The following is a 25,959-nucleotide window of genomic DNA, read 5'->3' as shown; positions in this document are numbered from 1 at the left end:
CAGGACGAGAGATCAGCGAGAGGGAAGACGGCTGGCGCGATCCGCGTCGCCGCCCCTTTTTCTGAGATAGTAGCCGATTCCGAGAACGGCCAGCCAAACGGGGATCAGGTACACGGACAGGCGCAGGTCCGGCGTTTCGTACATCACCCACACGATGCCCGCGAGAAACGCCAGCACCACGTAGTTCGTCAGCGGATGCGCAAAGCTCGGAAACGCGCTGGCTTCATGGCGCGCGCGCTTCTCGCGCCGGAACAGCAAATGGATGATGCTGATCATCGCCCAGTTGATGATCAGCGCCGATACCGCGAGCCCCATCAGCAGCCCGAACGCGCGGCCCGGAATCGCATAGTTGATCACGACGCACGCCGCCGTCACGAGCGCCGACACCGCCAGCGCGGGCAGCGGAATGCCGCGCGCGCTCACGTGCGCCAGCACGCGCGGCGCGTTGCCCTGTTGCGCCAGGCCGAAGAGCATGCGGCTGTTCGCGTAGACGCCGCTGTTGTACACGGACAGCGCGGCGGTGAGCACGATCACGTTGAGCACGTTCGCGACCAGCGTGCTGTTCATTTCGCGGAAGATCAGCACGAACGGGCTGCCGCCGGTCGCGACCTTGTCCCACGGATACAGCGAAAGCAGAATGGCGAGCGCGCCGACATAGAAAATCAGGATGCGGTAAATGACCTGATTCGTCGCGCGCGGAATGCTGCGCGACGGGTCTTCCGCCTCCGCCGCCGTAATGCCCACGAGTTCCAGCCCGCCGAACGAAAACATGATCACGGCCATCGACATGACGAGACCGCTCACGCCGTTCGGAAAGAAGCCGCCGAGCCGCCACAGGTTCGCGACGCTGGCGTCCGGCCCCGCGTGGCCCGACGCCAGCAGATAGCCGCCGAACAAAATCATGCCGACGATCGCGGCCACCTTGACGATGGCGAACCAGAACTCGGTCTCGCCGTAGGACTTGACGCTCGTCAGGTTGATCGCGTTGACGATCGCGAAGCACACGAGCGCCGATACCCAAGTTGGCAGGCCCGGCCACCAGTACTGCATGTAGATGCCGATCGCCGAAAGCTCGGCCATGCTCACGAGAATGTAGATCGCCCAATAGTTCCAGCCCGACACGAAACCGGCGGCGTGGCCCCAGTATTTGTCGGCGAAATGGCTGAAGGAACCGGCGACCGGTTCGTCGACGATCATCTCGCCCAGTTGCCGCATGATGAAAAACGCCATCAGGCCGGCAATTGCGTAGCCGAGCAGGACCGATGGCCCGGCGAGCTTGATGGTCTGCGCGACGCCGAGAAAAAGTCCCGTGCCGATCGCCCCGCCGAGCGCGATCAGCTGAATGTGGCGGCTTTTGAGGCCGCGCCTGAGTGCGACGCGCTGCGTTGCTTCGTTCGTGTTGCCTGACACCATGTTCATCCCTGCGGAACCGCAAAAGTTACCGCGTAAAAGCTGCCTGTACGCAAATTTGTGTCTTTCGGACCACCTGTGCCGCCGTTTTTTCGGGTAAAACGTGTTGTTTTTTTGCGCGGATGGCCCCCAGGTGGCCGGCGCGAACGCGCTGACCGCCCGAAAACGAATTTGCGATTTTACCGCCAGGCCGCCGGTGAACCTTGATGGGTGGACCTGCCGCGCCCGCGTCGCAATCTTGAGGGCGGCACTCGGGCCGATTTGAGGCCGAAATAGGGTGTTGTTCGGAGGATTACTTCGGGCGCGCTGGCAGCAGAATCGCACTCATCCACTCACGAGGGGTCGCCATGTTTCAGACGATGGAAGGTAACGCCAGGCCGCATCGCACGGCCGAAGTTGCTGCGGAGCAGATGCTGTCGATCGAGCCGGTCACGCAGGCCGAGTTGCTGAGCACGCTGCAGTCGGTGTCGGACAACATCATGCGCCTCGCCGGCAAGCTGCGCGCCGAGCCCGACGCCAGCGCCCACGACGCCGCGACGATCACCGAACAGCACGCGCTCGCGCAGCAGCTGATCGGCCGTCTGCTGGCGCTGCCCGCATCGCAGGCGTAACGGACACGTCACGACGCGACGGCGGCCGTCAGCCGCCCGCGTTCATCGCATCAGACAGGCATCAGGAAGAAGAGCATGAACTACTTGACGATCATCGCGGCTGTGTGGGCGATCTGCGCGTTCTGCGCCGTGCTGTTCATCCGTGGCGCGGCCCAGCGCAATCAGGAACCGCTGCGCATTCGCACCAATGAGCACGAGCTGAACAGCAAACGTTCCAAGGATTTCGGCCGCACGATCTGAGCGCCGTGCAGTCCGGAACCCCGCTCCGGCGCGACGCACGCGCGTCTCGCCGGACAGATTCAAACGAAGCTTGGCCTTACTTGCCTTACTTGCCTTACTTGCCTGCCTTGATCGCGGCCACCGCGGCCCGCAGACCCAGCAAATAACTCTCCACGCCGAAGCCGGAAATCTGGCCCTTCGCGATCTCCGCGAACACCGACTTGTGGCGGAATTCCTCCCGCGCGTGCACGTGCGACATGTGCACTTCGACGATCGGCGCCGTCAGAATGGCGAGCGCATCGCGGATAGCGTAGCTGTAATGCGTCCACGCGCCCGCGTTGATCACGATTGCATCGACCTTTTCCTCGAACGCGCGGTGAATGCGCGAGCACATCTCGCCTTCGATGTTCGTCTGATAGCACTCCACCTCCACGCCCAGCTCCTTGCCGAGCGCGTCCAGTTGCGAGTCGATCTGCGCGAGCGTCGCGGTGCCGTACGTCTTCGGGTCGCGCTTGCCGAACATGTTGAGGTTGACGCCGTGCAGCGTCAGGATCTTTGCCATGACTTGTCCTTGATTGGATGAGATAGGGATGGGAATTCAGACGGTTTCGACGATTTTGCCGCTGCTCGCAGCTTCGCCGATGGCCTCGGTGATGCGCAGATTCTGCAGCCCGTCGCGCGCGCTGACAATAGGCTCCGCTTCGCCGCGCGCCACGCGGCCGAAATGTTCCATCTGCCGCGCGAGCGGATCGTCGCGCTGCATCGGCACGACGCTCTCCTCGAACGGCTTCCACCACGAGCGGTCTTCGGCGCGCGTGTAGGACTTGAGGCGCATCGTCGGCACGGACAGCGAGCCGAACGTGCCCGCGATCACGTAGCAGTCTTCGTCGGGATAAGTCGAATATGCCTTGTTCTCCTGCGAAGTCTGTTCCCAGCTGCGCGGGCTCGCCGCCGTGTCCGACAGCATGAAGGTGCCGAGCGCGCCGCTCGCGAAGCGCAGATTGATCGCGACTGTATCCTCGACGGGAAAGCCGCGCGTCGCGTGCGAGGCGAACGCCTGAACCGCGACGATATCGCCGCACAGCATGCGCAGGTTGTGCACCTCGTGAATCATGTTGAGCAGGATCGGGCCGCCGCCCGGCTCGCGCCGCCAGGCCGCGCCCGCGTAATACTCGTCGGGCTTGAAGAACACGGCGCTGCCCATCACCGCGACGAGCTTGCCGAGCCGCCCTTCGTCGATCACCTGTTTCGCGCGCGCCATGATCGGACTGTGCGCGCGATGATGCCCGATCAGCAGCTTGACGCCCGAACGCTCCGTTTCATCGACGAGCATCTGCGCCTCGGCGACCGTCGGCGCGATCGGCTTTTCGAGCAGCGTCGGCACGCCGGCCGCGAGGCAGATGCGCGCGTGCTCGACATGCAACTGATTCGGCGTGGCGAGCACGATGCCGTCGGGGCGATCCTTCGCGAGCAGCTCATCGAGCGTTCTGTAGAGCGGCACGCCCGCGCGCGCCGCGATATCGACGGCTGCGGGCGCCGGATCGACGATCGCGCACAAGGTGCAGGTCACGCTGTTCTGCGCGACGCCCATGTGCGCCTGTCCGATATAACCCGCGCCAGCCACTGCGATGCGCGTCTTGCCTGTGTTCATAGTCACGTCGATTCACCGTATCGAGAAAAAAGCGCGCGCACGAAGGCACGCGGACGGCGCGGCCACGCGCCGCCGTATGGGAAACATGTAATGGGAAAAAGCACGGGCCCGCGGCGGCAGGCCCGTGTGCCGGTCAGGCTTCGCGCGCGTTCGCCACCGACTCCGCACGCAGGTGGTCGTACTCGGACTTCTCGACCGGCCGCGCGTCCGGCTCGCCGAGCTGGCTGAGCGGAATGCGATACGTCTCGCGCGCGCTCCATGCGGCGATGGCCGCGATGATCGTCACGGCAAGCGTGATCGAGCCGATCATGACCGGAATGTTCGTCGATCCGGGCGGCGCGACCGTCGCGAAGAGTGCGGGCAGAAGCGCGGTGATGGTCGTGCCGATGTTCTGCGCAATGGCCATCGCGGAGACGCGCGTGCGCGTCGGAAAGAGCTCGGGGAAGAAGCTCGGGAAGATCGCGTTATAGCCCTGATAGACGATGCCCCACATCAGCAGCGACGCGACGATCGCCAGGCCGACACTGTGAATGCTGATCGCGTAGAGATACAGATACGACAGCAGCCCCGAGGCAATCGCGCCGAAAATGATCGGCGGCTTGCGCCCGATTTTGTCGGAGAGATTGCCGACCAGCGGAATCACCAGCACGGCGATGATATTGCCCGCGACCGGAATCCACAGATACACGCTCTTGTGGAAGCCGACGCCATACGCCGCCTGCACCGCGTAGGCCGCGCCGAAAATGGTCGCGACGACGGGAATCACGTTCATCAGCGCCATGCAGACGACGCGGATCATGTCGGCGAGGTTGTATCTGAAAGCCTCGACGATCGGCGAGTGCGGCACCGCGCCCTTCTCGCCTTCCTTCTCGAACGCGGGCGTTTCGTGCACTTCGCGACGAATGATGTAACCCGCGATCAGCACGACCGCCGAAAGCAGGAACGGAATGCGCCAGCCCCACGAATTGAACGCGTCCTCGGGCATGTAATACGCGAGCGGCAGGAAGATCGCGGCGGCGAGAATCTGCCCGGCCTGCACGCCTTGCAGCGTGAAACTCGCGAAATAGCCGCGTCGTCCGAATGGCGCGTGTTCGAGGATCATCGAGCTTGCGCCGGAGATTTCGCCCGCCACCGCGAAGCCCTGAACCAGCCGCAGGATCACGAGCAGCGCGGGCGCGAGCATGCCGACGCTCTGATACGTCGGCAAGAGGCCGACGGCCATCGTCGAGAAGCCCATCAGGAACATGCACAGCACGAGCACGGTTTTGCGGCCGTGCGTGTCGCCCCAGTGACCGAGCACGAACGCGCCGATCGGCCGCGCGACGTAGCCGACGCCGTAGGTCGCGAGCGACGCGACGATCGCCACTTTCGGGTTGCCCGAGGGAAAGAAGATCTGCGGAAAAATGAGCGACGCCGCCTGCGCATAGATGAAGAAGTCGTAGTACTCGAGCGCGGAGCCTATCCAGCCGCTCGCCGTCGCTTTCTTCGTCTGCTTGCGGTGCTCGGCGTGCGACCCGTCTTTCGCGGGTGCGAGGGAATTCGTATCCATGACGTCTCCATTTTTTGATCGTTCGACGGGTTCTGCGCCCTTCTTTACGACGATGTCCTTACACCGATATCACACTTCCTCTTGCTTGCTTTCGCTAGGCGACACCGATGCACCGCGCCTGGGCGGGCATCCATTCATCATGGTCGCTGAAACGAAAGCTTTCGATGAGGCAAAACCCGCGCGCCGCGCAGTCGGTGAAAGGCTTGGGCGATAAATTACTATGTCTTGGAAGAGACATAATCTGCCTCCGATGAAAATCAGAATGCGCTCTCAGCGAATAATAGGCACGCGCGCCGAGATGTGCCTAAAGCTTGTGCAGACACGGCCGTAAACACGATCACCGGCGGTAACAATGACGCCGCCGCTCCCCTTTCGCGCTCTCTCCGGCCCGTCGGTCCTCCGTATGCCAGGCAATCCGTCATTGATCGAATCGATTCTGGCCACGCCGGCGACAGAGGACGGGCAGATCACGGCCGCCATTCGCGCCTCGCTGCTTTCGACGCTGGTCGAAGATATCCGTCCGTTGCTGCTGTCCGGCGCCTCCAGCGCGTTCGTCGCGATCATCGCGCTTGCGCGACTGGGCGCGCTCTGGACGATGCTCTGGGTCGCCGCCGATTTATTGCTGCTGGCCGTGCGCGTGGGCATCGTCTGCCGCTATCGCGCGCTGTGCCGGCCGTGTGTGCAAAACGCTGCGCCGCATCCCGCGCCGTGGGCGGGGCGCTATGCGCCGTTCGCGCTCGCGACGTGCCTCGTCACCGGCCTCGGGACCATGGCCTGCGTGCTTTCGGGCGATGCCGCGCTGGCCTCGCTCGCCATCATGGTCACGGCGGGTTTGCTCGGCGGCATCGCGTCGCGCAACGCGGGAACGCCGCATCTGGCGATCGGACAAGTGTGTCTCGGCGCGGTGCCGATCGGCGTGGGCGCGCTGTTCGGGCCGCCCGGCTACTGGATTCTCGTGCCGCCGCTGTTTTTGTATATCGGCGCGATGTGCGCGGTCGTGGGCCGCCATTACCGCAGCCTCGTCGCGCTGATGACGGCCGAACAGCGCCATGCGGAAATCGCCGCGCGCTTCGACGCCGCGCTCGCGCATATGCCGCATGGCCTATGCACCGTCGATGCGACGGGCAAGGTCGTCATCGCGAACCGGAAGTCGGCGGAACTGTTTGGCGCGACCGTCGAGATGCTGCGGCTGAATGTGTCGTTGCCGGATTTCATCGGCTTCGTCGGGCTGGCGAAGTTCGGCGAGACGCTGCGCGCGCAGTTTTCGGAACGCTGCACGCAATGGCTGCGTGAAGGCAATCCGCCGCTCGATCTGCAGCTGTGCGATGGCCGGCAGCTCGAACTGAGCCGCAATCCGGTGCCGGACGGCAGCGCGGTGATCATCATCGAGGATGTGACGGAACGCCGGAAGGCCGAGGCGAAGATTCTGCACTGGGCGCATCACGACTCGCTCACCGGTCTGCCCAACCGGCGCTATCTCGGCGATCACGCCGAGCGGCTGATGGCGGGCGGCGTCGGGCACGAGAAGGTTCTCGTGATGTATGTCGATCTCGACGGCTTCAAGCGCGTCAACGACGCGCACGGCCACAACGCGGGCGACGAGTTGCTGCGGCGCGTCGCCGACAGGCTGCGTAACGCGCTGCGGCGCGGCGAACTGGCGGCGCGTCTGGGCGGCGATGAATTCGCGATCGTCGCGAGCTATCTGTCGAAAAGGGCTTGCGAGAGTTTCGCGGACAAGATCATTCGCGAACTGTCGCCGGCTTATGTGCTCGATGCGGGCGTGACCGTGCGGGTCGGGGTGAGCGTGGGCATTGCGCTCGCGCTGCCGGGAGAGGCGTTTGAAAGCGCGTTGAAGCGGGCGGATGCGGCGTTGTATGAGGCGAAGCAGTATGAGCGTGGGGGGTATCGCTTCGCGGCGGAAGCAGCGGGTCTCACGAAGAACGACGACGAAGCCGCACTGGCCACGCAGCGAAGCTGACCGCGGTTCCGAAGCCGTGCGAATCCCGGTTGCCCCACACGTTCGTATAACCCCGCCGAGTCGTTCGTAGAATAGCCTGCGCGCGTGCGCTTCCGTAAGCTGACGTCATGGTCAAGCACTGGGAGCGCATCATGAGCGATACATCGACACGCAGGCTGTTATCGGGTTGCGCCGCCGTGCTGGCGTTCGGCACGTGGTATTCGCTGAATGTGCCGCACGACTGGAGCGCCCTCGACCGCGCGGGCTACGACACGCAGTTGCCGCTCGAGCGCATCGCGCTGGACGAAGCGCACGCGGCGCACGCAGCGCACGAAGCGGAATCCGCACCTGCGATACTCGCGCAAGACCAGACGCCTCAGCAATAACACCATCAAGCGCGCGGCGGCGTGGATGCGCCCTGCGGCATCTTCACGCCGAGCGCTTCGGCCTTCAGCACGAGATCGGCGAGCGAACGCGCTGCCATTTTCTTCATCGCCTGGCCGCGATGAATCTTCACGGTGATCTCGCTCAGGTTCATCTCCGCCGCGATCTGCTTGTTCATCAGCCCCGACACCACGAACGCCATCACCTCGCGCTCACGCGGCGTGAGCGAATCGTACGAACGACGCAAATCCGCGACCGAGCGGCTCGCCGCGCGCCGTTGCGCATCGCTTTCGAGCGCCTGCGCAACCGCGTCGAGCATGTCCTGATCGCGGAACGGCTTCGCAAGAAAATCCTTCGCGCCGGCCTTCATCGCCTTCACGGTCATCGCGATATCGCCGTGCGCCGTCATGAAAACGATCGGCAAGCCGAGTTGGCTCGCCGCCATCTGCTCCTGCACCGCCAACCCGCTCTGGCCCTTCAGACGCACGTCGAGAATCAGGCAGCTCGGCACTTCGGGCATGTCGTAGGCCAGGAATTCGTGCGCGGACGCGAACGTCATCACGCTCATGCCGACGGAGCGCAACAGCATGTCGAGCGCGTCGCGCATGGATTCGTCGTCGTCGACCACGTAGACCATCGCGCTGTTTGCCTTCGTGTTCGCGTCCTTGTCAGTGCTCATTGTCTCCCCCTTCGTTTTCGGGCAGCACGAAGCGTAAGCGCGCGCCGCCTTCATCGGGCGATTCCGCCCATATCCTGCCGCCGTGCGCCTCGATGATCGAACGGCATATCGACAAGCCCATGCCCATGCCTTCGGCCTTCGTCGTGAAGAACGCATCGAAAAGCCGGCGGGCGTTTTCTTCGCTGATGCCCGTGCCCGAATCCTGCACCGTGATCTGCGCACAACCCGGATCGCGGCTGCTCGCGCCCGTCGCAATGCGCAAGATGCGCGGCCCGTTCACGCCGGACATCGCCTGCGCCGCGTTCATGATCAGATTGATGAGCACCTGCTGCAACTGCACGCGATCGCACACCACGGTGGGCGACGGCATCGCGAGATCGGTGCGCACGTCCACGCGATAACGCTCCAGTTCGCGCCGCACGAGTTCGATCGTCTCGCCGACGATCTCGTTCAAGTCGAGCGTGGCGGGCTGGCTGTCGCGCTTGCGCGCCATCGCGCGAATGCGTGCGATGACCTCGCTCGCGCGTTTGGCGTCGCGAATCATCTGCGTAATAGATTCCTGCGCCTCCGCGATGTCCGGCTTCTCGCGCCCGAGCCAGCGCAAGCCCGCGCCGCCGCACGTGACGATGGCCGCCATCGGCTGCGTGACTTCATGCGCAATCGACGCCGCCAGTTCGCCCAGCATCGTCACGCGCGTGACATGCGCGAGTTCGGCGGTCGAGCGCGCGAGCGCCTCCTGCGCGAGCTTGGTTTCGGTGACGTCCATCAACGCGCCGACGTACTCGTCGCCATCGCTTTCGCTCGACGCACGATGCGCGACGAAATGCACGTGCTTGATCGCGCCGTCCGGCAGCAGCAGCCGATGTTCGACATCGATCTCGCACGCGCCGCTCGCGGCCGCTTCATGCACGCCGCGCACAATGGCAATGTCGTCGGGATGCGTGTGCGCGAGAATCGCGTCGATGCTCGGCACGACATCGCGCGGATAGTCGAAGATGCGATACGCCTCGTCGGACCACCACATCGTGCCCGCGGGCAGACGCGTCGCGATACTGCCCGTGCGCGACAGACGCTGCGCATCGAGCAGAAACGCCTCGCTGCGCCTGAGCGCATGCTCGGCCTGCTTGCGTGCCTCGATATCCGTGTTGACGCCGTACCAGCGCAGGATTTGGCCTGCGCCGTCGCGCAGCGGCTCGGCGCCGATATGCATCCAGCGATAGCCGCCGTCGCCGCCGCGAATGCGCGAGACGTTCTCGAACGGCGTGCCCGCCGCGATCGCCGCCTGCCAGTCGCGTTGCATCTGCGCCAGATCGGCGGGATGCACGATGGTGCGCCAGATATCGCCGCCGCCTTCGTCGAGCGCCACGCCGAGATCGTTCCACCGGCGGTTGATGAAAATGAGCCGCCCGTCGGACGACGAACTCCACACCATGCCGGGAATCACGTCGATCGTCTTGCGCAGTTCCTCGCGCTGACGCTGCACCTCGGCTTCCATGCGCTTGCGCTGCGTAATGTCGTTGCTGGTCGCGAGCACCGCGCGCGGCAGGCCTTTGGCGTCACGCAGCAGCGCCGCGCGGCTCGCAATGACGATCTCGCTGCCGTCGTGCCGCACGCGCGTGATCTCGCCGTCCCAGTGACCCGAGCGCAGCAGTTCGGTGCGGATCAGCGCGTGCGGCACGGGCGAGCTGGATTGCGTCATGCGCTGAATCGGCTGGCCGAGCGCCTCTTGCGCCGAAAAACCGTAGAGCGCTTCCGCGCCGCGATTCCAGAACGTGATGCGGTCGTTCATGTCGTGCGCGACGATCGCATCGTGTGCGAGATTGAGCAGTTCGAGTTGCTCCTGCATCTTCGTCGTGGCGGACTGATTGCGCAGCGTGAGGATCGCCGTCGTGACGATGGCGAGCAGGCTCACCGCGCAGCGAGCCAGCGCGCCGCTCGACACGGTTTCGTCATGCGAGAGAATGAAGCCGACGAGCGTCAGCAGCACGCAGCCCCAGGCGGTGGTGACGGTCGCGGTGCGATTGCCCGTCGACGAGACGAGCAGCACGACAATCACATATAGCACCGCGATGGCGATATCGAGCGGCGTGAGCGCATCGATGAGAAAAACGGCAAGGCCGATGACTGCCGCGAGAATCGACACGATGCGGGTATCGTGACGCACCGCGCGCGGCGCGCTCTGGAATGTCTCCATCACAGCCGGTCTGACGCCGGCGAGTGGAAACGAACGACAAACGAAGCAGGCGACAGGGTCATGGGCGTTCGAAAAAGCGTTCGTTGATGAATATCGCGCCCGCCGCGCCGCAACGAGACCTGCGCGCAAGCCCGATTACAGAATGATTCTAATCCTTCAAAAACCTTGCCTGATGCGTTCGAGGCAATCGGCGACGGCGGTTCCGTCGACCGGCTTGCTGAGAAAGCACACCGCGCCGCCTTCGAGCGCCTGACGGCGCGCGGCGTCCGATGCAAACGCCGTGACGAACATGATCGGCACGCCGAGCCCGAGTTCGCGCAGACGTTGCTGCAATTGCAGGCCGGACATGCCGGGCATGTTGAGGTCGGTGATGATGCATGCAAGACCGTCGAGCGAATCGGCGTCGAGAAACGCTTCCGCCGACGGATACAGGCTGACCTCCCAGCCGAGCGAGCGCAGCAGGCTGGAGGAGGCGACGCGGACGGATTCGTCGTCGTCGACCACGGAAACTCTAGAAGGCGATAGCAAGGGCGTTGTCCTGAACCGTGCGTGAAATTCGGCGGGCATGGGACTGGTCCACCGCTTGGATGAACCCATCTTACGCACGCGGCGCAGGCGGCGAAATCATATGTACGTATAGGATTTGAAGCGTCTGCTTTATTCGCTCGCCACGCCGACGCGCGCCTTCAGATACCGCAGCAATGCACGGACCTTGCTCGACTGCCGCCGGTTCGGAAGAAACGCCGCATAGACAATGGCGTCGATGTCGTGCGGCCGCGCCTCGTGATGCTCGAATAGCCGCACGAGCCGGCCGTCGCGCACATCGGCTTCGACGAGCCACGCGGGCAAGAGCGCAATGCCGCGGCCCGCGCGCGTCGCTTCGAGCAGCATGTCGATATTGTTCGACAGCAGATGCCCGTGTACTTCCACGCGCGTATCGGGCCCCGCGTCGCGTCGAAACGTCCATTCCTGCCGCGCGCGATGACTCCCGCCGTAAGCGAAGCGCAGACATTCGTGCCGGGCGAGGTCTTCCGGCGCGGCGGGCGTACCGCCACGCGCCAGATAGTCTTCGCTCGCGACCACCACGCGCGGATTGTCCGCCAGCTTTCGTACGACGAGATTCGCGTCGCGCTCCGGCACGCCGATGCGCACGGCCACGTCGATGCGCTCCGCCGCCAGATCCGCGTAATGATCCGCGACGACAATATCCAGAGTCACGCGCGGATGCTCGGCCAGAAACGCCGCCAGATGCGGCGCCAGCCGAAGCCGGCCATAGGCGGAAGGCACCGCGATGCGCAGCACGCCGACCGGCGACGCGCCGCTGTCGAACACGCTTTCGTCGGCTTCGGCGAGTTCGTCGAGCAGCTTGCCGATCTGCTCGACATAGGCGACGCCCGCATCCGTCAGACTGACCCGGCGCGGCGTGCGCGTGAGCAGCGCCGCGCCAAGCGAGGCTTCGAGCGCGTCCATGAGACGCGTCACCGACGATGTCGCCACGCCCAGCCGCTGCGCCGCGCGCGCGAAGCCGCCGGCGTCGGCCACTTCAAGGAGTGTCGTGAGTGCCTGAAGTTTGTCCATGCTCGCCTCAAATGGTTGCGTTACACGCAACGTCAGCTTGCATTCTAGGGCTATTCAACAAAGTTTCCGCAACGACTATGCTTCGGAACATCGCCCATTCAGAGGCACGGAAGCGTCTCAAGCACGTTACGCGACGACACCGTATATTCCCCCTCTGCCACTCAAGGAATCTTCATGTCGACTCCAACATCGACCACGCTCGACAGCTCAAAGCACGTCGAGCTTACGCGCGGCCTGATTGCGCTCTTCGCGTTCTGCTGCGGCGCCATCGTCGCGAATCTCTATTACGCGCAGCCGATCACCGAACTCATCGCGCCCGATCTGCACATGGCGGGCGGCACGGCGAGCCTCATCGTGTCGCTGACGCAGATCGGCTATGCGCTCGGGCTGTTTTTCATCGTGCCGCTCGGCGATCTGCTCGAAAACCGCAAGCTCATGATCGCGACCGCGCTCGTGTCGATTGCGAGCCTCGTCGCCGCCACGTTCGCGCACACGCCTGGCTTGTTCCTTCTGATCTCGTTGCTGATCGGATTTTCGTCGGTGGCCGTGCAGATCCTGATTCCGCTCGCGGCGCACCTCGCGCCGGATGAAACGCGCGGCAAGGTCGTCGGCACGATCATGAGCGGGCTCTTGCTCGGCATTCTGCTGTCGCGGCCGATTTCGAGTCTCGTGGCGGGCCACTTCGGCTGGCGCGCGATGTTCGGCGCCGCCGCCGTGCTGATGGTCGTCATCACGACCGTGCTCGCGCTCACCATTCCGCGCCGCCAGCCCGACCATCAGGCAACGTACTTTCAGTTGATCGGCTCGCTCGGCCATCTCGTGCGCTCGATGCCGGTGCTGCGTCATCGCTCGCTGTATCAAGGGCTGATGTTCGCGTCGTTCAGTCTGTTCTGGACCGCGGTGCCCGTTGAACTGACGCGGCATTACGGGCTCACGCAGACGGCCATCGGCATCTTCGCGCTGATCGGTGCGACGGGCGCGACCTCCGCGCCGATCGCCGGACGCCTCGCGGATGCCGGCCACACCGTGCGCGCGACCTTCATCGCGCTGGTGCTCGCGGCGCTCGCCTATCTGCCGGTCGTGATTCACCCGGCGTGGGGCGTGGGCGCGCTCGTCGTGACGGGCGTCGTGCTCGACTTCGCCGTGCAGATGAACATGGTGCTCGGCCAGCGCGAAATCTACGCGCTGCACGCCGCGAGCCGCAATCGTCTGAACGCGGTGTACATGACGAGCATTTTCGTCGGCGGCGCAGTCGGCTCCGCGTTCGCGAGCAAGCTCTACGACCACGGCGGCTGGACGCTCGTCGCGCTCGTCGCCACGGTGTTTCCGCTCATCGCGCTGGCGCATTTCCTTCTGATCGGACGACATCACTCCGCCCGAACCTATACGCAAGGATGATCCGGCTGTATGCACGGCTGATGGCGTGAAGCCGCGTCCGACCGTATCGTGAGTTCAACTCGAACGATCGGGAGGTGAAGCGGAATGGACAAGCTCTTCAGCATGCGCGTGTTTTCGCGCGTCGCCGAGACCGGCAGCTTCAGCGGCGTCGCGAAGGATCTGGATTGCAGCGTGGGCATCGTGTCGCGCGCGGTCGTCTCGCTCGAAGACGACCTGCGCACCCGGCTCCTGCAACGCACGACGCGGCGCGTGTCGCTCACCGACAGCGGCGCGCGCTATTACGACAAGTGCAAGCGGATCCTCGCCGAGATCGATGCCGCCGACGCCGAAGCCAGCGACGCCGCCACCATCGCGCGCGGCCGTCTGCGCGTGCATGCAATGCCCGATCTGGGCCTCGCGCAACTCATGTCCACGATCGTCGAATACCGGCGCGCGCATCCGGAAGTCACCGTCGATCTGAAGCTGTTGCCGGGCATGCCGGACCTCGTACACGAACAGTTCGACGTATCCGTGCTCTCGGCGGCTTCACTGCCCGATTCGGGCAACACGTACCGGATCGTCGGCCGGTTTCAGCGCGTGCTGGTCGCGGCGCCGGGCTATCTGAAGCGCCACGCGGTCGAGTCGATCGGCGATCTGCCGATGCACGCGCTCACGCGTATCAACGCGCCCTTCGCGCATCCGTGCGACTGGCACGCGGAACTCGCGCCCGATGCCGTGCACGGCGCGCAGCCGGATCAGATCATCGTCAACGACGCCGAGGCGATTCGCGTCGCGCTGCTGGCGGGCGCGGGCGTCTCCGCGATGCCGCACTACTTCGTCGCCGACGATATCCGCGCCGGCAGGCTGGTGCGCCTCTTCCCCGACCACGCGCTACAAAACGCGAGCGTGTTCGCGGTGTATCCGTCGCGTCAGCATGTGGACGCGAAGATCAGAACCTTCGTGGAATTTCTGGCGACGTCGCTCAAGGACAAGTTCGACGTGAAGCCGCCCCATGCAGCGCGCCCGATCGCGGACGATGTCCGCGTGCGCGCGCCGCAATTCGTCACGGCTTAGGAATGCGGATGCGGCTGATCATGAGCGAGCCGGAGATCGCGTAGATCAGCACGAGCGGATGCAGCGTGAATCCGCCGATGCGCCACGCGCCGAACCACATGTTCTCGCCGATCGCGCCCATCCATGCACCGAGCGTCAGCACGAGCACGATCACGAAGGACGTGGGAATTGGCGTGCCTTCGAAATGCGTAACCTTGCCGCTCGCGCCCGACATTTCTTCCGTGGTCACGTTATAGCGCGCGAGACGCGACACGCCGCACGCGACGAAATACGCGAGGATCACGCGGTCATACAGCCCGCGCATGCCGAAGCCGTACGCGATGATCGCCGGCGCTACGCCGAACGAGATCACGTCGGCGAGCGAATCCAGTTCCTTGCCCAGCAGCGATGCCTTTTGCCGCCACCGCGCGATGCGGCCGTCGAGCACGTCGAACACGAGCGCCGCGAACACCAGCGCGCAAGACAGATAGATATGCAGGACGTCGGAATCGTCGAGATAGGACATCGCCGAAAATAGCGCGCCCGTGCCGCATACCGCGTTGCCCAACGTAAACCAATCGGCGAGGTTGAACTCGCGGATCATCGAGAATCGTTTCATTCGTTTCTGTTTTTGTGACAGTCAAGCGGCGTTCAACGCGAACGCCGCGTCGTTGAGTCTATCATCGCGCCCTCTTGCGGCAGGACGTGCCGCATGCGGCGAGCACGCGGCATGCCCGCGCAACCTGTACGCGAACGTACAGGTTTGCGTTATACTGCGCGGCATCGACACTGCATTTCAGCGCCCGCCATGCCGCCTAGCCAACCCGTGCTGCTCACTATTCGCGACGCCGCCGAACGGCTGCAAGTCACGCCGCGCACGCTCAAGTACTACGAAGAGCGCGGGCTCGTTACGCCCACGCGCAGCGAGGGACGCTACCGGCTCTACAGCGAGCAGGACCTGGAACAGTTTGCGCGCATCCTGCGCCTGCGCTCGCTCGGGTTCTCGCTTCAGGGCATCGTCGAAATGCTCAAACGGCCGATGGAAACGCTCGGCGAAGGTCGCACGGGCTATTCGGCGTCGTCGTTGCGGGAGATCGAACAGGCGCTTTCGCAACAGATCGACGCCGTGGATGCACGCATCGCCGCCGTGCGCCGCGAACTGAAGGAAGCGCAGGCGGTCCGTGGCGAGCTGGCCCGCGACCTCGACTATTTGCGGCGCCGGATCGCGGGCGAGAGCAAGGAAGCGTTGCTGCAGGAACGCATAACCGCGAGCAAGTCGAAACGCGCAACGCGTGATGCAGAATGACCACTGAATTCGTTCGTAATCCGAATCTTTCAATCCAGCGTCTGATGGATGGACTGTTTCCGTGGGCCATCGCGCTCGCAACCGGACTGGATTACTTCGACAATTCCGTGTTTTCGTTCTTCGCGAGTTATATCGCGGGCGGCATCAACGCATCGCCCGACGAACTCGTGTGGGCTTCAAGCGCATACGCGGTGACATCCGTGCTCGGCATCTTGCAACAGCAATGGTGGATCGAGCACATCGGCAATCGGCGTTATATCGCCGCGTGTCTCTTCCTCTTCGCGGCGGGCGCGGTGGCGGCCGCGTTTTCGGAATCGTCGATCGAGCTTGCGCTCGCACGCGGATTTCAGGGCTACTTCATCGGCCCGATGATGAGCGCCGCGCGCATCCTGATTCAAACACGCTTCGCGCAGCGGGAGCGTCCAGCCGCCACGCGCCGCTTTCTCAACATGATCCTGCTCGGCACCGCGCTTGCACCCTTGTGCGGCGGCTATCTCGTCGCGTCGCTGGGATGGCGCGCGCTCTTCACGTCCACTGCGTTCGCGGGCGTCGGCCTCGGCGTGCTGGCGTGTTTCGCGGTGCCGTCTACCGGGCGCGTTGAGCCGCATGAACGCCGCGACACGCATTTCTGGCCGTACATCGTTTTCGCGTTTGCGCAGGGCGCGCTGCAGATCGTCATGCAGCAAGTGCGCTTCGAGTTGTTCAGCACGTCGCCGGAACTGATCGTGCTCACGGTCGCCGGCCTGCTCTCGCTTGGCTGGTTCGCGTGGCATCAATGGCATCATCCGCGGCCGCTGCTGCGTCTGCATGCGCTTCGCGAGAAGACGTTTCAGGTGGGCATTGTGCTGTACATCGCGTTCTATTACATCAACAACGCGATGAGCTTTCTCGTCTCGCGCACGCTCGAAGTCGGCCTGGGCTATCCGGTGGAAAACGCGGGAAGGCTCGTCGGCTACACGTCGATCGTTTCGCTCGGCATGGCCGTGCTGTACTTCCGCTATTCGGCGCGCATCCGGCACAAGAAATGGCTGATCACGGCGGGCTTCCTGCTGGCGGCGTTCATCGGCGCGTGGATGGTCGAGTTGCCGCCCGACGTCAGCATGCCGTGGCTCATCCTGCCGATGGTCCTGCGCGGCATGTTGCTGCTTTTCATCGCGCTGCCGGTGGCCAATCTCACGTTTCGCGTCTTCGCGATCGAGGAATACAGCCACGGTTATCGCTTGAAGAATATCGTCAAGCAACTGACGTATTCCTTTTCCACGGCCACCATCATCATTCTCGAACAGCACCGCGTCGCGCTGCATCAGACGAGGCTCGTCGAAAGCATCAATCCGTATAACCCGATTTTTACTAACGCGTATGAACGCCTGATGAGCGGCTTCGAGAACATGGGTTATAGCGCGTCTCAAGCGAAAGGCCTGGCGCTCGGCGAAATGAGCCGCATGGTCACGCAACAGGCGAACTTCCTCGGTTCGCTGGATGGCTTCTATTGCATCATCGGCGTGGCGCTGTGTGCGAGCGTGATTGCGATATGGCAGAAGCGCATCGACTGAATCGAGCGGCCGCATGGAAGTATGATGAGCGCACAACCAACCCTTTCGCACTCAGCCCATGCTCCCGTCAGGTGATTCGTACGAAGCCGTCGCATCGCAATTCGAATGGCGCATTCCCGCGCGCTACAGCATCGCGCAGGACGTGTGCGACAAATGGGCGGACGGCTCGGGCCGGCTCGCACTCATCGTGGAAGCCGCCGACGCGTCGCAGAAACGCTATAGCTTCGACGACCTGAAGCATCTCTCCAACCGCTTCGCCAACGCGATGAAAGCGCAAGGCGTCGCGCGTGGCGATCGCGTCGCGATCTTCGTGCGGCAGTCGGTCGAAGCGGCCATCGCGCATCTCGCCGCGTATCGCATGGGCTGCGTGGCCGTGCCGTTGTTCGCGCTGTTCGGCATGGATGCAATCGAGTTCCGCCTTGCGCACTCGGGCGCGAAAGCCGTCATCACCGATTCCGAAGGCGCCGCGAAAATCGCGCAGGTCCGCGACGCATTGCCCGACCTGCAACTCGTCTTTTCCGCCGATTCGAACTTCTGGCCCGCGATCGAAACCGCCTCCGACGACGAAACGCTCGTCGACACCGCCGCCGACGATCCGGCCGTCATCATCTATACCTCGGGCACGACGGGCAAGCCAAAGGGCGCGCTGCACGGACATCGCATTCTGCTCGGGCATCTGCCGGGCGTGGAAATGTCGCAGCAATGCTTTCCGCGCGACGCCACGCTGTTCTGGACGCCCGCCGACTGGGCGTGGATCGGCGGACTCTTCGATGTGCTGATGCCGTCGTGGCATCACGGTGTGCCGGTGCTCGCGCGCCGCTTCGACAAGTTCGACGGCAACGCCGCGTTCGATCTTCTCGCGCGCCACGCGGTGAGCCATACGTTCCTGCCGCCTACGGCGCTCAAGATGATGCGCGCCACACCCGGTGCCGGGCGCGAAGGCCTCGCGTTGCGCTCGGTGGCGAGCGGCGGCGAATCGCTCGGAGAAGAGTTGCTGTCATGGGGACGCGAGAAGCTCGGCGTCACCATCAACGAGTTTTATGGGCAGACCGAATGCAACATGGTGCTGTCGTCGTGCGAGCGATGGTTCGAGCCGCGCAACGGATCGATCGGCCGCGCGGTGCCGGGGCATCGCGTGGCAATCGTCGATGATCGTGGCGTGCCGTTGCCCTGCGGCGTGCAGGGACATATCGCCATCGCACGGCCCGATCCGGTCATGTTCCTCGGCTACTGGCGCGACGAAGCCGCGACCGCGCAGAAATTTCGTGGCGATTTCCTGCTGACGGGCGACCTCGGCATGCTCGACGGCGACGGCTTTTTTCGCTTCATCGGCCGCGACGACGACGTAATCACGAGCGCGGGCTATCGCATCGGGCCGGGGCCGATCGAAGACTGTCTGATCCGCCATCCGGCCGTGCGCTTCGCGGCCGCCATCGGCGTGCCGGATGCGAAGCGCACGGAGATCGTGTGCGCGGTCGTCGTGCTCAACGACGGCTTCGAACCCGGCGATGCCCTCGTGCGCGAGTTGCAGGAACACGTGCGCACGCGGCTCGCGGCGCACGAATATCCGCGCGAAGTGCGCTTCGTCGCCGAATTGCCGATGACCGCAACAGGCAAGGTCATCCGCAAGTCGCTGCGCGCGCAATTCACGCCGGACGGCGGCTAGGCCGCTTCGCGCAGCATTTCGGCCACCGCGCGCACGGCGAGCGTATAGCCCTGCACGCCGAGACCGCAGATCACGCCGCGCGCCGCCAGCGAGACGAGCGAATGCCGATACTGCTCGTCTCGCTGATGGATGTTCGTGATATGAACCTCGACCACCGGCTTCTTGATGAGTTTGATCGCATCCAGCACGGGTATCGACGCGAAGGAAAAACCTGCTGGATTGATCACGACAGCTGCGTCTTTTTCGAACGCTTCCTGAAGCCAGTCGACCATCACGCCTTCATGATTCGTCTGGCGGAATTCGCACTGCAGGCCGAGTTCGTCGGCGAGCGCCTCGGTGCGCGACTGAACCTGCGCGAGCGTCGTCGTGCCGTAGAGATGCGGCTCGCGCTTGCCGAGCATGTTCAGGTTCGAGCCGTTCAATACGTAGATGAGTGGTTTCATGTGCATCGTGAATTCAGTGAGATTGGGAATGCATGGCATTCGGCGCGTCCGTGCCCGCCACTTCGGCGGCGGAATCGGTGCGATTCAGGTCGATGCCGCGTGTCTCCGGCGCGGTCAGGATCATGGCGAGCGAGATCACGTTGAACACGACGCATACCGCCACCACGCCCCACGGCGAACCGTTGCAGACCGCGAAGAGCCACACGGCGAGCACCGGCATCGGGCCGCCCGCGATCAGATTCGCGCCCGTATAGGCGAGCGCGGAGCCGGAATAGCGCACGTTCGTCGGGAACGCTTCGGCGAACGCGACCGGCTGAATGCCGCTCTGAAACTGCGTGAAGCCGAGGAAGAAGCCCATGGCGAGCAGCATCGGCATGAAGCTCTTCGTATCGAGAATCTGGAAATAGACGAAGAGCATCAACAGCGTCGCGGTCGAGCCGATGGCGAGCGCACGGCGTCGTCCGATGCGATCGCTCAGCATGCCGCCCGCCAGCGCGCCGACGATTGCGCAGACGTTCGCGCCCATCAGCAGGAGAAAGCCGGTTTGCTTCGGCACGCCGAGCGTCTTCGTCACATAGCTCAGCGAAAACACCACGATCAGATAGAAGATCGCCGCCGGTCCGCAGAAGAACAGCATCCAGCGCAGCACGGTGCGCCAGTGCAGGCGCAACGCATCGCGCAGCGGACTGCCGACATGCGCGACTTCGGTCTTCGACAGCGCCACGAACGCAGGCGTCTCCGAGACGCGCAGCCGGATATACAGGCCGACGATCACCAGCACGAAGCTCAGGACGAACGGAATGCGCCAGCCGTAGCTGTCGAAAGCGTCGGCGGACATGGTCGATGAAAGCGCGAGCAGCACGCCGTTCGCCATGATCTGCGAGAGCGGCGAACACAATCCGAGCAGGCCGGAATACTTGCCGCGCGCGTCGGGGCTCGCATGTTCGATCGCCATGAGCTGCGCGCCGGTCGATTCGCCGCCGAGCGCGAAGCCTTGCAGGATGCGCAGGATCACGAGCAACAGCGGCGCCCACACGCCGATGCTCGCGTAGGTCGGCAAAAAGCCCATCAGCATCGAGGCGAGGCCCATCACGGTGACGGTGCCGAGCATGAGATTGCGGCGGCCGAGCTTGTCGCCGAGATGGCCGCAGATGATCGCGCCGAGCGGCCGCGCCGCCAGCCCGACGCCGAACGTCGCCAGCGACGCCAGCAGCGCGGAAGTCGGGTCCATCGCGGGGAAAAACAGCTTCGGCAATACGGTGGCGGCGAGCGCGCCGTACAGCGTGAAGTCGAACCATTCGAGCGCCGTGCCGATCGCGGCAGCGGTCACGGCGCGCGTGCGCATGGCCTGATTGGCCTCGTTGGATGATGATTGAAGCATGTCGTGTCGTCTCCTCTTGTGTGCCTGGAATCGGCATGGCGCACAGATTAACAGCACGGGTGGGACATCGTTCCAGGGTGGAATTTCATCTCATAATATGCAATTATGCGGCTCGTTTCGACTCGAAAACCGTGAGAGAACAACGATGCCCGGCGTCACCGAACGAACCTTGGCGGTCCTCGAATTTCTCGCGACGCAAATGGAAGGCACGCCCCTCGCGATGATCTCGGACCAGCTCGAAATACCGCGCAGCGCGTGTCATCGTCTGCTCGTCGATCTGAAGCAATGCGGCTATGTGCGGCAATTGCGCGAGCACGGCGACTACGTGCTGACGACCAAACTCGTGGGCCTCGGGCTGAGCTATCTGGCGACGTCGGGTATCGTCGATATCGCGCAGAGCATGCTCGACCGGCTCGCCGAAACGTCGGGCGAACTGGTGCGGCTTGCGATCGTCGACGGCGACCGCCTCACGTGGGTCGCGAAAGCGCAAGGCGCGCTCAAGGGCCTGCGCTACGATCCGGACATGGGCATGGACACGATCCTCTCGTGCAGCGCAACCGGCCACGCGTGGATGATGACGATGTCCGACGAACGCGCGCTCGAACTCGTGTCGAGACAAGGCTTCGGATCGCCGAAGCAATACGGGCCGCGCGCGCCGACCACCGTCACGGGCCTGCTCGAATTCGTACACGCCGCCCGCGAGCGCGGCTACGCGACGATCAACGAAGTCTTCGCGCCCGGCATGACGGCGATGGCCGCGCCCGTGCAGCGGCGCGGCTATCCGGCGATCGGCGTCATCAGCATTGCGGGACCGCTGGTGCGGCTCACCGAAAAGCGCATGATGACGCTCGGGCCGACGCTCCTCGCGGCCGCGCAGGAACTTGCGGCGGCGAGCCTCGCTTCGCCGTTGTTCGGGAGAGTGCGTTGAAACGCAAACGTCGCATCTTCAAACGTGCCTTCACGCTCGCGAGCTTCATGCTCGCCTGCGCGCAGTCGATGGCCGCGAGCCTCGCGATCAATGTCGGCGGCGAGCGTTCGCTCACGACCGACCAGTTGCTCACGCGCCCCGACGTCGCGACCATTCGCGTGCCGAACGACGTCACCTTTCATCGCACGATGACGTATCGCGCCGTGCCGCTGCGGGCGCTGCTCGGCATCGCGCAACTGCCCGCCGGGACCGAGCTGCAGATCACCGCCACGGATGGCTTCGTCACGCATCTTTCGTCGAATCTCCTGTTCGGCGATGCGAAGAAACGCGCCGAGCCGTGGCTCGCGATCGAATCGCCCGACGAGCCGTGGCCGCATGTGTCGGGCAGCGGCGATATCGGTCCGTTCTATGTCGTGTGGCTCGATCCGGCTGCGTCGGGCGTGACGAGCGAACAATGGCCGTTCAAGGTCGATGCGATTCGCATTGCGCAGACGCTCGCCGCGCGCTGGCCGCAGCTCGCCGTCGACAAGAACGTGCCCGCGAATTCGCCGGTGCGCCGCGGCCAGAGCGTGTTAGCGACGCAGTGCATGGTCTGCCACAAGATGAACGGCGCCGGCGATGCATCGATGGGCCCCGACCTCGGACGCCCGCACAATCCGACCGAATACTTTCAGCCGTGGGTGCTGAAGTCGTTCATCCGCGATCCGAAGTCGATTCGCGCGTGGCCCGACATGAAAATGCCCCCTTTCGACAAAAACGCGCTCAGCGACAGCGATCTCGACGCGCTTATCGCCTATCTTGGCTACATGGCCAAGCGCCCGAAGTAAGCGAACACTGCGGGAAATCCCCACGTTTCATTGCGCCCACATTGCATACAATGGTCCTGTCAAACGCATAAAACTGGAGCGTCGTGTCGCAGACTGAGGCCGCTTTGCATACAATCTTGCCCGAACCGGCCCGTTCGGCGGATGACGTCTACGCCGCGATCAAGCACGCGCTGGCGGGCGGGCAATACGGCGCAGGCCAGTATCTGCGCGAGGAACAACTCGCCAGAAGTCTCGGCGTAAGCCGCACGCCGGTGCGCGAAGCCCTGCGCCGCCTCGACGCCGAAGGCTGGGTCGAAACGCGCGCGAACTACGGCGTGCGCGTGAAGGCGTGGACCTTGCAGGACGCGCGCGAGATCTTCGAAGCGCGGCTTTTGATCGAGCCGTATCTGGCCGGGCGCGCGGCGCTCGCGATCAGCGCGGCCGACATCGCGCGCCTCAAAACGCTTGCCGATGCGATGCTCGCGATCACGCAGCGTCCATCGACGCACGAGACATGCGAAGCCTGGTTCACCGCGAACGGCGAATTCCACGCGATCATCACGGCCGCCGCGAACAACGCGCGCCTCGATCGCTCGCTCAAGTCGATGAAGGAAACGCCGCTCATCAAGTGGACGTTCGACACCTACAGCGACGCCGACCGCGAGCGCAGCGCGCGCCAGCATGTCGAGATCGTTCTTGCGCTCGAACAGCGCAATACCGCGTGGGCGGAAGCCGTCACGCGCTGCCATATTCTCGCCGCCGAAAAGGCGGTGCTCGACCGCTACGACAGAGAGCATTCCGCCTCCGCGTGAACGGCGGCGCTTCGAGCAGACAGCATTTGAACCGTCGTTAGATAGTCGCCGCAGCGACAATGGAGACACGACATGCTGAGCACCGACGGCACCGCCGCCACCACGATAAGCTCGGTCAGCGCCGGTCCGCGCCTCGACCGCCTGCCGATCTCCGGCTTTCACAAGCGCGTGCTATGGCTGATCGGCGCGGGCATGTTCCTCGATTCGTTCGACATTTATCTCGCGGGCGGCGTGCTCGGCGCGCTCGCGAAAACCGGCTGGTCGACGATGCAACTGAACGCCGCGTTCCTCTCGTCGACGTTCATCGGCATGTTGCTCGGCGCCTTCACCGCCGGCGTGCTCGGCGACGCGAAAGGCCGCAAGTTCACGTATCAGTTCAATCTCGCGGTCTTCGGACTCGCATCGATTGCCGGAGCGTTCGCACCGAACATGACGTGGCTCATCGTGTGCCGCTTCTTCATGGGGCTCGGACTGGGCGCGGAAATCGTCGTGGGTTACGGGTCGGTCGGCGAGTTCATGCCGCCTGCGGTGCGCGGCAAGTGGTCGGCGTATCTGTCGCTCATCACGAACTCGGCGCTGTTCTTCTCGACGTTTCTCGGCTATCTCATCATCCCGACGATCGGCTGGCGTGCGATGTTCGCCATTGTCGGCGTCGGCGCGATGATCGTGTGGGTGATCCGCAAGAAGATGCCCGAATCGCCGCGCTGGCTCGAATCGAAAGGCCGTTACGAGGAAGCCGAAGCGATCCTGCGCGCCGCCGAGGAAGAGTCGTCGCGGCGCGCGCCGCTGCCGCCCATCACCGATGCGCCGCGCACCGTGACCAAGAAAACCACGCTGCTCGAACTCTTCTCGCCCTCGCTGATTCGCCGCACGTTCGTGTCGATCGTCGTGCAGGTCGCGGTCAACATGGTGATCTACGGCTTTATCGTCTGGGTCCCGACGTTCCTGATGAAGCAGGGCGTCGGCATGGCGTCGTCGCTCGGCTATTCGTCGTTGATGGCGCTCGGCGGGCCGGCTGGCGCGCTTGTGGGCGTGCTGATCGCCGACCGCGTCGGACGCAAGAACGGGCTCATTGCGGTGTCCGCGCTGGCGGCGGTCGTCGGCTGGCTCTACGGACATTCGACCGGCGTCGAAATGGCGACGCTGCTCGGCTTCCTGCTCTTCACGCTCACCTATCTGATGGTCGCGCTCGGCATCGCCACGTATATCCCCGAGCTCTTCGCGACCGAGAACCGCATGCGCGCGAACGGCATCGCGGGTTGCGCGGGACGCATCACGGGCATCTTCGCGCCGCAGCTCGTCGTCGTGATGTATACGGCGGGCGGCGTGAAAGACGTGTTGTCGATGATCATCGGCGCGCTCGTCGTGATGGCGCTCGTGCTCGCGGTGTTCGGCATCGAGACGAATCGCCGCTCGCTCGAAGACATCGCGCCTTCGACCGATCTCGACGGCGCACTCGCGACGTCGTCGCTGTCGCATGAATCGCAACGTTGAAACTTACTGAGGAACCGTCATGAGCGTCACGAATGAAAGCAAGCGTCAGGCGTTGAAGGCACGTTTCGCGCGCAAGGAGATCGTCACCGCGCCCGGCATTTTCGACATGATCTCCGCGAAGATGGCCGACTCGATGGGCTTCGACTGTCTTTACATGACGGGCTTCGGCACCGTCGCGTCCTATCTCGGGCTTCCGGATGCCGGGCTCGCCACGTACACCGACATGGTGAATCGCGTCGCGGCATTCTGCGGCGGCACGAAGACGCCGATGATCTGCGACGGCGACACGGGCTACGGCGGCCTGCTCAACGTCGCGCATACCGTGCACGGCTACGAACAGGCGGGCGCCGCCGGTATCCAGCTCGAAGATCAGGAATTCCCCAAGAAATGCGGCCATACGCCGGGCCGCCGCGTGATCGCGCTCGAAGACATGGTGCGCAAGATCAAGGTCGCGGTGGAGAGCCGCAGCGACCGCAATTTTCAGATCGTCGCGAGAACGGACGCGCGCACGTCGCTCGGGCTCGATGAAGCGCTGCGCCGCGCCGACGCATACGCGAAGGCAGGCGCCGATGTGCTGTTCGTCGAATCGCCGGAGAGCGTGGAAGAACTGGCGAAGATCGGCAGCACGTTCGACATGCCGCTGCTCGTCAATGTGGTCGAAGGCGGCAGGACGCCGCAACTCGCGCCCGACGAATTGCAGAAGCTCGGCTTCTCGCTGGCGATCTATCCGGCGTCGGGTTTTCTAACGGTGGCGAAGGCGCTCAAGGACGTGTACGGCGAGATTCTCGCGCGCAAGGGCACCGAAGGCGCGGCGAGCGGCATGTACCCGTTCTCGGAGATGTGCGAGCTGATGGGCTTCCCCGAAGTCTGGGCGTTCGACCGGGCGCACGCCGATTGACGCACGCCAC

The 25,959-nt window shown here is 64.2% G+C and carries 25 protein-coding genes; 14 read left to right on the top strand and 11 right to left on the bottom strand.

The window, feature by feature from the left end; all coding sequences use genetic code 11:
* Positions 1-12 precede the first annotated feature (12 nt).
* Positions 13-1,413, bottom strand: coding sequence for an amino acid permease (locus BRPE64_RS25375; RefSeq protein WP_044043673.1), 1,401 nt, complete (start codon positions 1,411-1,413; stop codon positions 13-15).
* Between the two features lie 344 nt (positions 1,414-1,757).
* Between BRPE64_RS25375 and BRPE64_RS25370 the strand changes: the two genes are divergently transcribed.
* Both BRPE64_RS25370 and BRPE64_RS33505 read left to right on the top strand, forming a co-directional pair.
* Positions 1,758-2,021 carry a hypothetical protein gene (locus BRPE64_RS25370; RefSeq protein WP_016347792.1) on the top strand — a complete coding sequence of 88 codons (264 nt, stop codon included), beginning with the start codon at positions 1,758-1,760 and terminating at the stop codon, positions 2,019-2,021.
* Between the two features lie 75 nt (positions 2,022-2,096).
* On the top strand, positions 2,097-2,261 hold the full coding sequence (locus BRPE64_RS33505; RefSeq protein ID WP_016347791.1) for a hypothetical protein: 165 nt from the start codon (positions 2,097-2,099) through the stop codon (positions 2,259-2,261).
* Between the two features lie 94 nt (positions 2,262-2,355).
* Here BRPE64_RS33505 and aroQ read toward each other — a convergent pair whose 3' ends face one another.
* The 3 genes from aroQ to BRPE64_RS25355 form a co-directional block, all read right to left on the bottom strand.
* Positions 2,356-2,802: a type II 3-dehydroquinate dehydratase gene (gene aroQ / locus BRPE64_RS25365; RefSeq protein ID WP_016347790.1), complete on the bottom strand. Its 447-nt coding sequence runs from the start codon at positions 2,800-2,802 to the stop codon at positions 2,356-2,358.
* 36 nt (positions 2,803-2,838) lie between these two features.
* Complete coding sequence (locus BRPE64_RS25360) at positions 2,839-3,891, bottom strand: Gfo/Idh/MocA family protein (protein WP_016347789.1); 1,053 nt, start codon at positions 3,889-3,891, stop codon at positions 2,839-2,841.
* A gap of 133 nt (positions 3,892-4,024) precedes the next feature.
* Entirely contained in the window at positions 4,025-5,440 is a 1,416-nt protein-coding gene (locus BRPE64_RS25355; protein ID WP_016347788.1) for an MFS transporter, read from the bottom strand.
* Between the two features lie 403 nt (positions 5,441-5,843).
* Here BRPE64_RS25355 and BRPE64_RS25350 point away from each other — a divergent pair, with 403 nt between their 5' ends.
* Both BRPE64_RS25350 and BRPE64_RS25345 read left to right on the top strand, forming a co-directional pair.
* Positions 5,844-7,418, top strand: coding sequence for a sensor domain-containing diguanylate cyclase (locus BRPE64_RS25350; protein ID WP_016347787.1), 1,575 nt, complete (start codon positions 5,844-5,846; stop codon positions 7,416-7,418).
* Between the two features lie 131 nt (positions 7,419-7,549).
* Positions 7,550-7,783 carry a hypothetical protein gene (locus BRPE64_RS25345; RefSeq protein WP_144063540.1) on the top strand — a complete coding sequence of 78 codons (234 nt, stop codon included), beginning with the start codon at positions 7,550-7,552 and terminating at the stop codon, positions 7,781-7,783.
* Positions 7,784-7,788: 5 nt separating this feature from the next.
* On the opposite strand, the gene BRPE64_RS25340 is transcribed toward BRPE64_RS25345, so the two are convergent.
* The 4 genes from BRPE64_RS25340 to BRPE64_RS25325 form a co-directional block, all read right to left on the bottom strand.
* Positions 7,789-8,460, bottom strand: coding sequence for a response regulator transcription factor (locus tag BRPE64_RS25340; RefSeq protein ID WP_016347785.1), 672 nt, complete (start codon positions 8,458-8,460; stop codon positions 7,789-7,791).
* Positions 8,450-10,654, bottom strand: a complete 2,205-nt coding sequence (locus BRPE64_RS25335; protein ID WP_051180551.1) for a PAS domain-containing sensor histidine kinase — start codon at positions 10,652-10,654, stop codon at positions 8,450-8,452. Before BRPE64_RS25335 ends, BRPE64_RS25340 begins: the two co-directional genes overlap by 11 nt.
* A 156-nt stretch (positions 10,655-10,810) precedes the next feature.
* On the bottom strand, positions 10,811-11,182 hold the full coding sequence (locus tag BRPE64_RS25330) for a response regulator transcription factor (RefSeq protein WP_044043266.1): 372 nt from the start codon (positions 11,180-11,182) through the stop codon (positions 10,811-10,813).
* 129 nt (positions 11,183-11,311) lie between these two features.
* On the bottom strand, positions 11,312-12,232 hold the full coding sequence (locus BRPE64_RS25325; protein WP_044043264.1) for a LysR family transcriptional regulator: 921 nt from the start codon (positions 12,230-12,232) through the stop codon (positions 11,312-11,314).
* A gap of 174 nt (positions 12,233-12,406) precedes the next feature.
* Here BRPE64_RS25325 and BRPE64_RS25320 point away from each other — a divergent pair, with 174 nt between their 5' ends.
* Together BRPE64_RS25320 and BRPE64_RS25315 are read left to right on the top strand one after the other, a co-directional pair.
* The gene (locus BRPE64_RS25320; protein WP_016347780.1) at positions 12,407-13,630 is read left to right on the top strand and encodes an MFS transporter; all 1,224 of its coding nucleotides are present in this window, start codon (positions 12,407-12,409) and stop codon (positions 13,628-13,630) included.
* An 84-nt stretch (positions 13,631-13,714) separates the two neighbouring features.
* Complete coding sequence (locus BRPE64_RS25315; protein WP_016347779.1) at positions 13,715-14,683, top strand: LysR family transcriptional regulator; 969 nt, start codon at positions 13,715-13,717, stop codon at positions 14,681-14,683.
* Here the strand turns inward: BRPE64_RS25315 and pssA are convergent.
* Positions 14,673-15,281, bottom strand: a complete 609-nt coding sequence (gene pssA, locus BRPE64_RS25310; RefSeq protein WP_016347778.1) for a CDP-diacylglycerol--serine O-phosphatidyltransferase — start codon at positions 15,279-15,281, stop codon at positions 14,673-14,675. The two genes, BRPE64_RS25315 and pssA, sit on opposite strands and share 11 nt — an antisense overlap.
* Before the next feature lie 189 nt (positions 15,282-15,470).
* On the opposite strand from pssA, the gene BRPE64_RS25305 reads away from it, so the two are divergent.
* Genes BRPE64_RS25305 through BRPE64_RS25295 form a run of 3 tightly spaced genes read left to right on the top strand, consistent with a single transcriptional unit; the run spans position 15,471 to position 19,187 of the window.
* Positions 15,471-15,968 (top strand): MerR family transcriptional regulator, encoded by a 498-nt coding sequence (locus BRPE64_RS25305; protein WP_044043262.1) that lies wholly within the window; start codon positions 15,471-15,473, stop codon positions 15,966-15,968.
* Positions 15,965-17,521, top strand: coding sequence for an MFS transporter (locus tag BRPE64_RS25300; RefSeq protein ID WP_016347776.1), 1,557 nt, complete (start codon positions 15,965-15,967; stop codon positions 17,519-17,521). Before BRPE64_RS25305 ends, BRPE64_RS25300 begins: the two co-directional genes overlap by 4 nt.
* Positions 17,522-17,579: 58 nt before the next feature.
* Positions 17,580-19,187 (top strand): acyl-CoA synthetase, encoded by a 1,608-nt coding sequence (locus BRPE64_RS25295; protein ID WP_016347775.1) that lies wholly within the window; start codon positions 17,580-17,582, stop codon positions 19,185-19,187.
* On the opposite strand, the gene BRPE64_RS25290 is transcribed toward BRPE64_RS25295, so the two are convergent.
* Positions 19,184-19,630, bottom strand: a complete 447-nt coding sequence (locus BRPE64_RS25290; protein WP_044043669.1) for a type II 3-dehydroquinate dehydratase — start codon at positions 19,628-19,630, stop codon at positions 19,184-19,186. The two genes, BRPE64_RS25295 and BRPE64_RS25290, sit on opposite strands and share 4 nt — an antisense overlap.
* A 13-nt stretch (positions 19,631-19,643) precedes the next feature.
* Positions 19,644-21,011 (bottom strand): MFS transporter, encoded by a 1,368-nt coding sequence (locus tag BRPE64_RS25285; RefSeq protein ID WP_016347773.1) that lies wholly within the window; start codon positions 21,009-21,011, stop codon positions 19,644-19,646.
* A 145-nt stretch (positions 21,012-21,156) separates the two neighbouring features.
* Between BRPE64_RS25285 and BRPE64_RS25280 the strand changes: the two genes are divergently transcribed.
* The 5 genes from BRPE64_RS25280 to BRPE64_RS25260 all read left to right on the top strand — a co-directional run bounded on the left by BRPE64_RS25280 (position 21,157) and on the right by BRPE64_RS25260 (position 25,949).
* Entirely contained in the window at positions 21,157-21,939 is a 783-nt protein-coding gene (locus BRPE64_RS25280; RefSeq protein WP_016347772.1) for an IclR family transcriptional regulator, read from the top strand.
* Complete coding sequence (locus BRPE64_RS25275; RefSeq protein ID WP_016347771.1) at positions 21,936-22,766, top strand: cytochrome c; 831 nt, start codon at positions 21,936-21,938, stop codon at positions 22,764-22,766. The genes BRPE64_RS25280 and BRPE64_RS25275 overlap by 4 nt, the downstream gene beginning before the upstream one ends.
* 104 nt (positions 22,767-22,870) lie before the next feature.
* Complete coding sequence (locus BRPE64_RS25270; RefSeq protein WP_232519326.1) at positions 22,871-23,557, top strand: GntR family transcriptional regulator; 687 nt, start codon at positions 22,871-22,873, stop codon at positions 23,555-23,557.
* Positions 23,558-23,629: 72 nt separating this feature from the next.
* Complete coding sequence (locus BRPE64_RS25265) at positions 23,630-25,051, top strand: MFS transporter (RefSeq protein ID WP_016347769.1); 1,422 nt, start codon at positions 23,630-23,632, stop codon at positions 25,049-25,051.
* Between the two features lie 19 nt (positions 25,052-25,070).
* Complete coding sequence (locus BRPE64_RS25260) at positions 25,071-25,949, top strand: isocitrate lyase/PEP mutase family protein (protein ID WP_016347768.1); 879 nt, start codon at positions 25,071-25,073, stop codon at positions 25,947-25,949.
* Positions 25,950-25,959: the final 10 nt, after the last annotated feature.

The organism is Caballeronia insecticola (genome assembly GCF_000402035.1).
Lineage (GTDB): Bacteria > Pseudomonadota > Gammaproteobacteria > Burkholderiales > Burkholderiaceae > Caballeronia > Caballeronia insecticola.
This window is presented reverse-complemented; position numbering and strand designations above follow the sequence as displayed.

What these genes read in the sequence shown, in the direction of transcription:
- BRPE64_RS25375 (WP_044043673.1), bottom strand. Translation starts at nt 1,413, where the DNA reads ATGGTGTCAGGCAACACGAACGAAGCAACGCAGCGCGTCGCACTCAGG.
- BRPE64_RS25370 (WP_016347792.1), top strand. Translation starts at nt 1,758, where the DNA reads ATGTTTCAGACGATGGAAGGTAACGCCAGGCCGCATCGCACGGCCGAA.
- BRPE64_RS33505 (WP_016347791.1), top strand. Translation starts at nt 2,097, where the DNA reads ATGAACTACTTGACGATCATCGCGGCTGTGTGGGCGATCTGCGCGTTC.
- aroQ (WP_016347790.1), bottom strand. Translation starts at nt 2,802, where the DNA reads ATGGCAAAGATCCTGACGCTGCACGGCGTCAACCTCAACATGTTCGGC.
- BRPE64_RS25360 (WP_016347789.1), bottom strand. Translation starts at nt 3,891, where the DNA reads ATGAACACAGGCAAGACGCGCATCGCAGTGGCTGGCGCGGGTTATATC.
- BRPE64_RS25355 (WP_016347788.1), bottom strand. Translation starts at nt 5,440, where the DNA reads ATGGATACGAATTCCCTCGCACCCGCGAAAGACGGGTCGCACGCCGAG.
- BRPE64_RS25350 (WP_016347787.1), top strand. Translation starts at nt 5,844, where the DNA reads ATGCCAGGCAATCCGTCATTGATCGAATCGATTCTGGCCACGCCGGCG.
- BRPE64_RS25345 (WP_144063540.1), top strand. Translation starts at nt 7,550, where the DNA reads ATGAGCGATACATCGACACGCAGGCTGTTATCGGGTTGCGCCGCCGTG.
- BRPE64_RS25340 (WP_016347785.1), bottom strand. Translation starts at nt 8,460, where the DNA reads ATGAGCACTGACAAGGACGCGAACACGAAGGCAAACAGCGCGATGGTC.
- BRPE64_RS25335 (WP_051180551.1), bottom strand. Translation starts at nt 10,654, where the DNA reads ATGGAGACATTCCAGAGCGCGCCGCGCGCGGTGCGTCACGATACCCGC.
- BRPE64_RS25325 (WP_044043264.1), bottom strand. Translation starts at nt 12,232, where the DNA reads ATGGACAAACTTCAGGCACTCACGACACTCCTTGAAGTGGCCGACGCC.
- BRPE64_RS25320 (WP_016347780.1), top strand. Translation starts at nt 12,407, where the DNA reads ATGTCGACTCCAACATCGACCACGCTCGACAGCTCAAAGCACGTCGAG.
- BRPE64_RS25315 (WP_016347779.1), top strand. Translation starts at nt 13,715, where the DNA reads ATGGACAAGCTCTTCAGCATGCGCGTGTTTTCGCGCGTCGCCGAGACC.
- pssA (WP_016347778.1), bottom strand. Translation starts at nt 15,281, where the DNA reads ATGAAACGATTCTCGATGATCCGCGAGTTCAACCTCGCCGATTGGTTT.
- BRPE64_RS25305 (WP_044043262.1), top strand. Translation starts at nt 15,471, where the DNA reads ATGCCGCCTAGCCAACCCGTGCTGCTCACTATTCGCGACGCCGCCGAA.
- BRPE64_RS25300 (WP_016347776.1), top strand. Translation starts at nt 15,965, where the DNA reads ATGACCACTGAATTCGTTCGTAATCCGAATCTTTCAATCCAGCGTCTG.
- BRPE64_RS25295 (WP_016347775.1), top strand. Translation starts at nt 17,580, where the DNA reads ATGCTCCCGTCAGGTGATTCGTACGAAGCCGTCGCATCGCAATTCGAA.
- BRPE64_RS25290 (WP_044043669.1), bottom strand. Translation starts at nt 19,630, where the DNA reads ATGAAACCACTCATCTACGTATTGAACGGCTCGAACCTGAACATGCTC.
- BRPE64_RS25285 (WP_016347773.1), bottom strand. Translation starts at nt 21,011, where the DNA reads ATGCTTCAATCATCATCCAACGAGGCCAATCAGGCCATGCGCACGCGC.
- BRPE64_RS25280 (WP_016347772.1), top strand. Translation starts at nt 21,157, where the DNA reads ATGCCCGGCGTCACCGAACGAACCTTGGCGGTCCTCGAATTTCTCGCG.
- BRPE64_RS25265 (WP_016347769.1), top strand. Translation starts at nt 23,630, where the DNA reads ATGCTGAGCACCGACGGCACCGCCGCCACCACGATAAGCTCGGTCAGC.
- BRPE64_RS25260 (WP_016347768.1), top strand. Translation starts at nt 25,071, where the DNA reads ATGAGCGTCACGAATGAAAGCAAGCGTCAGGCGTTGAAGGCACGTTTC.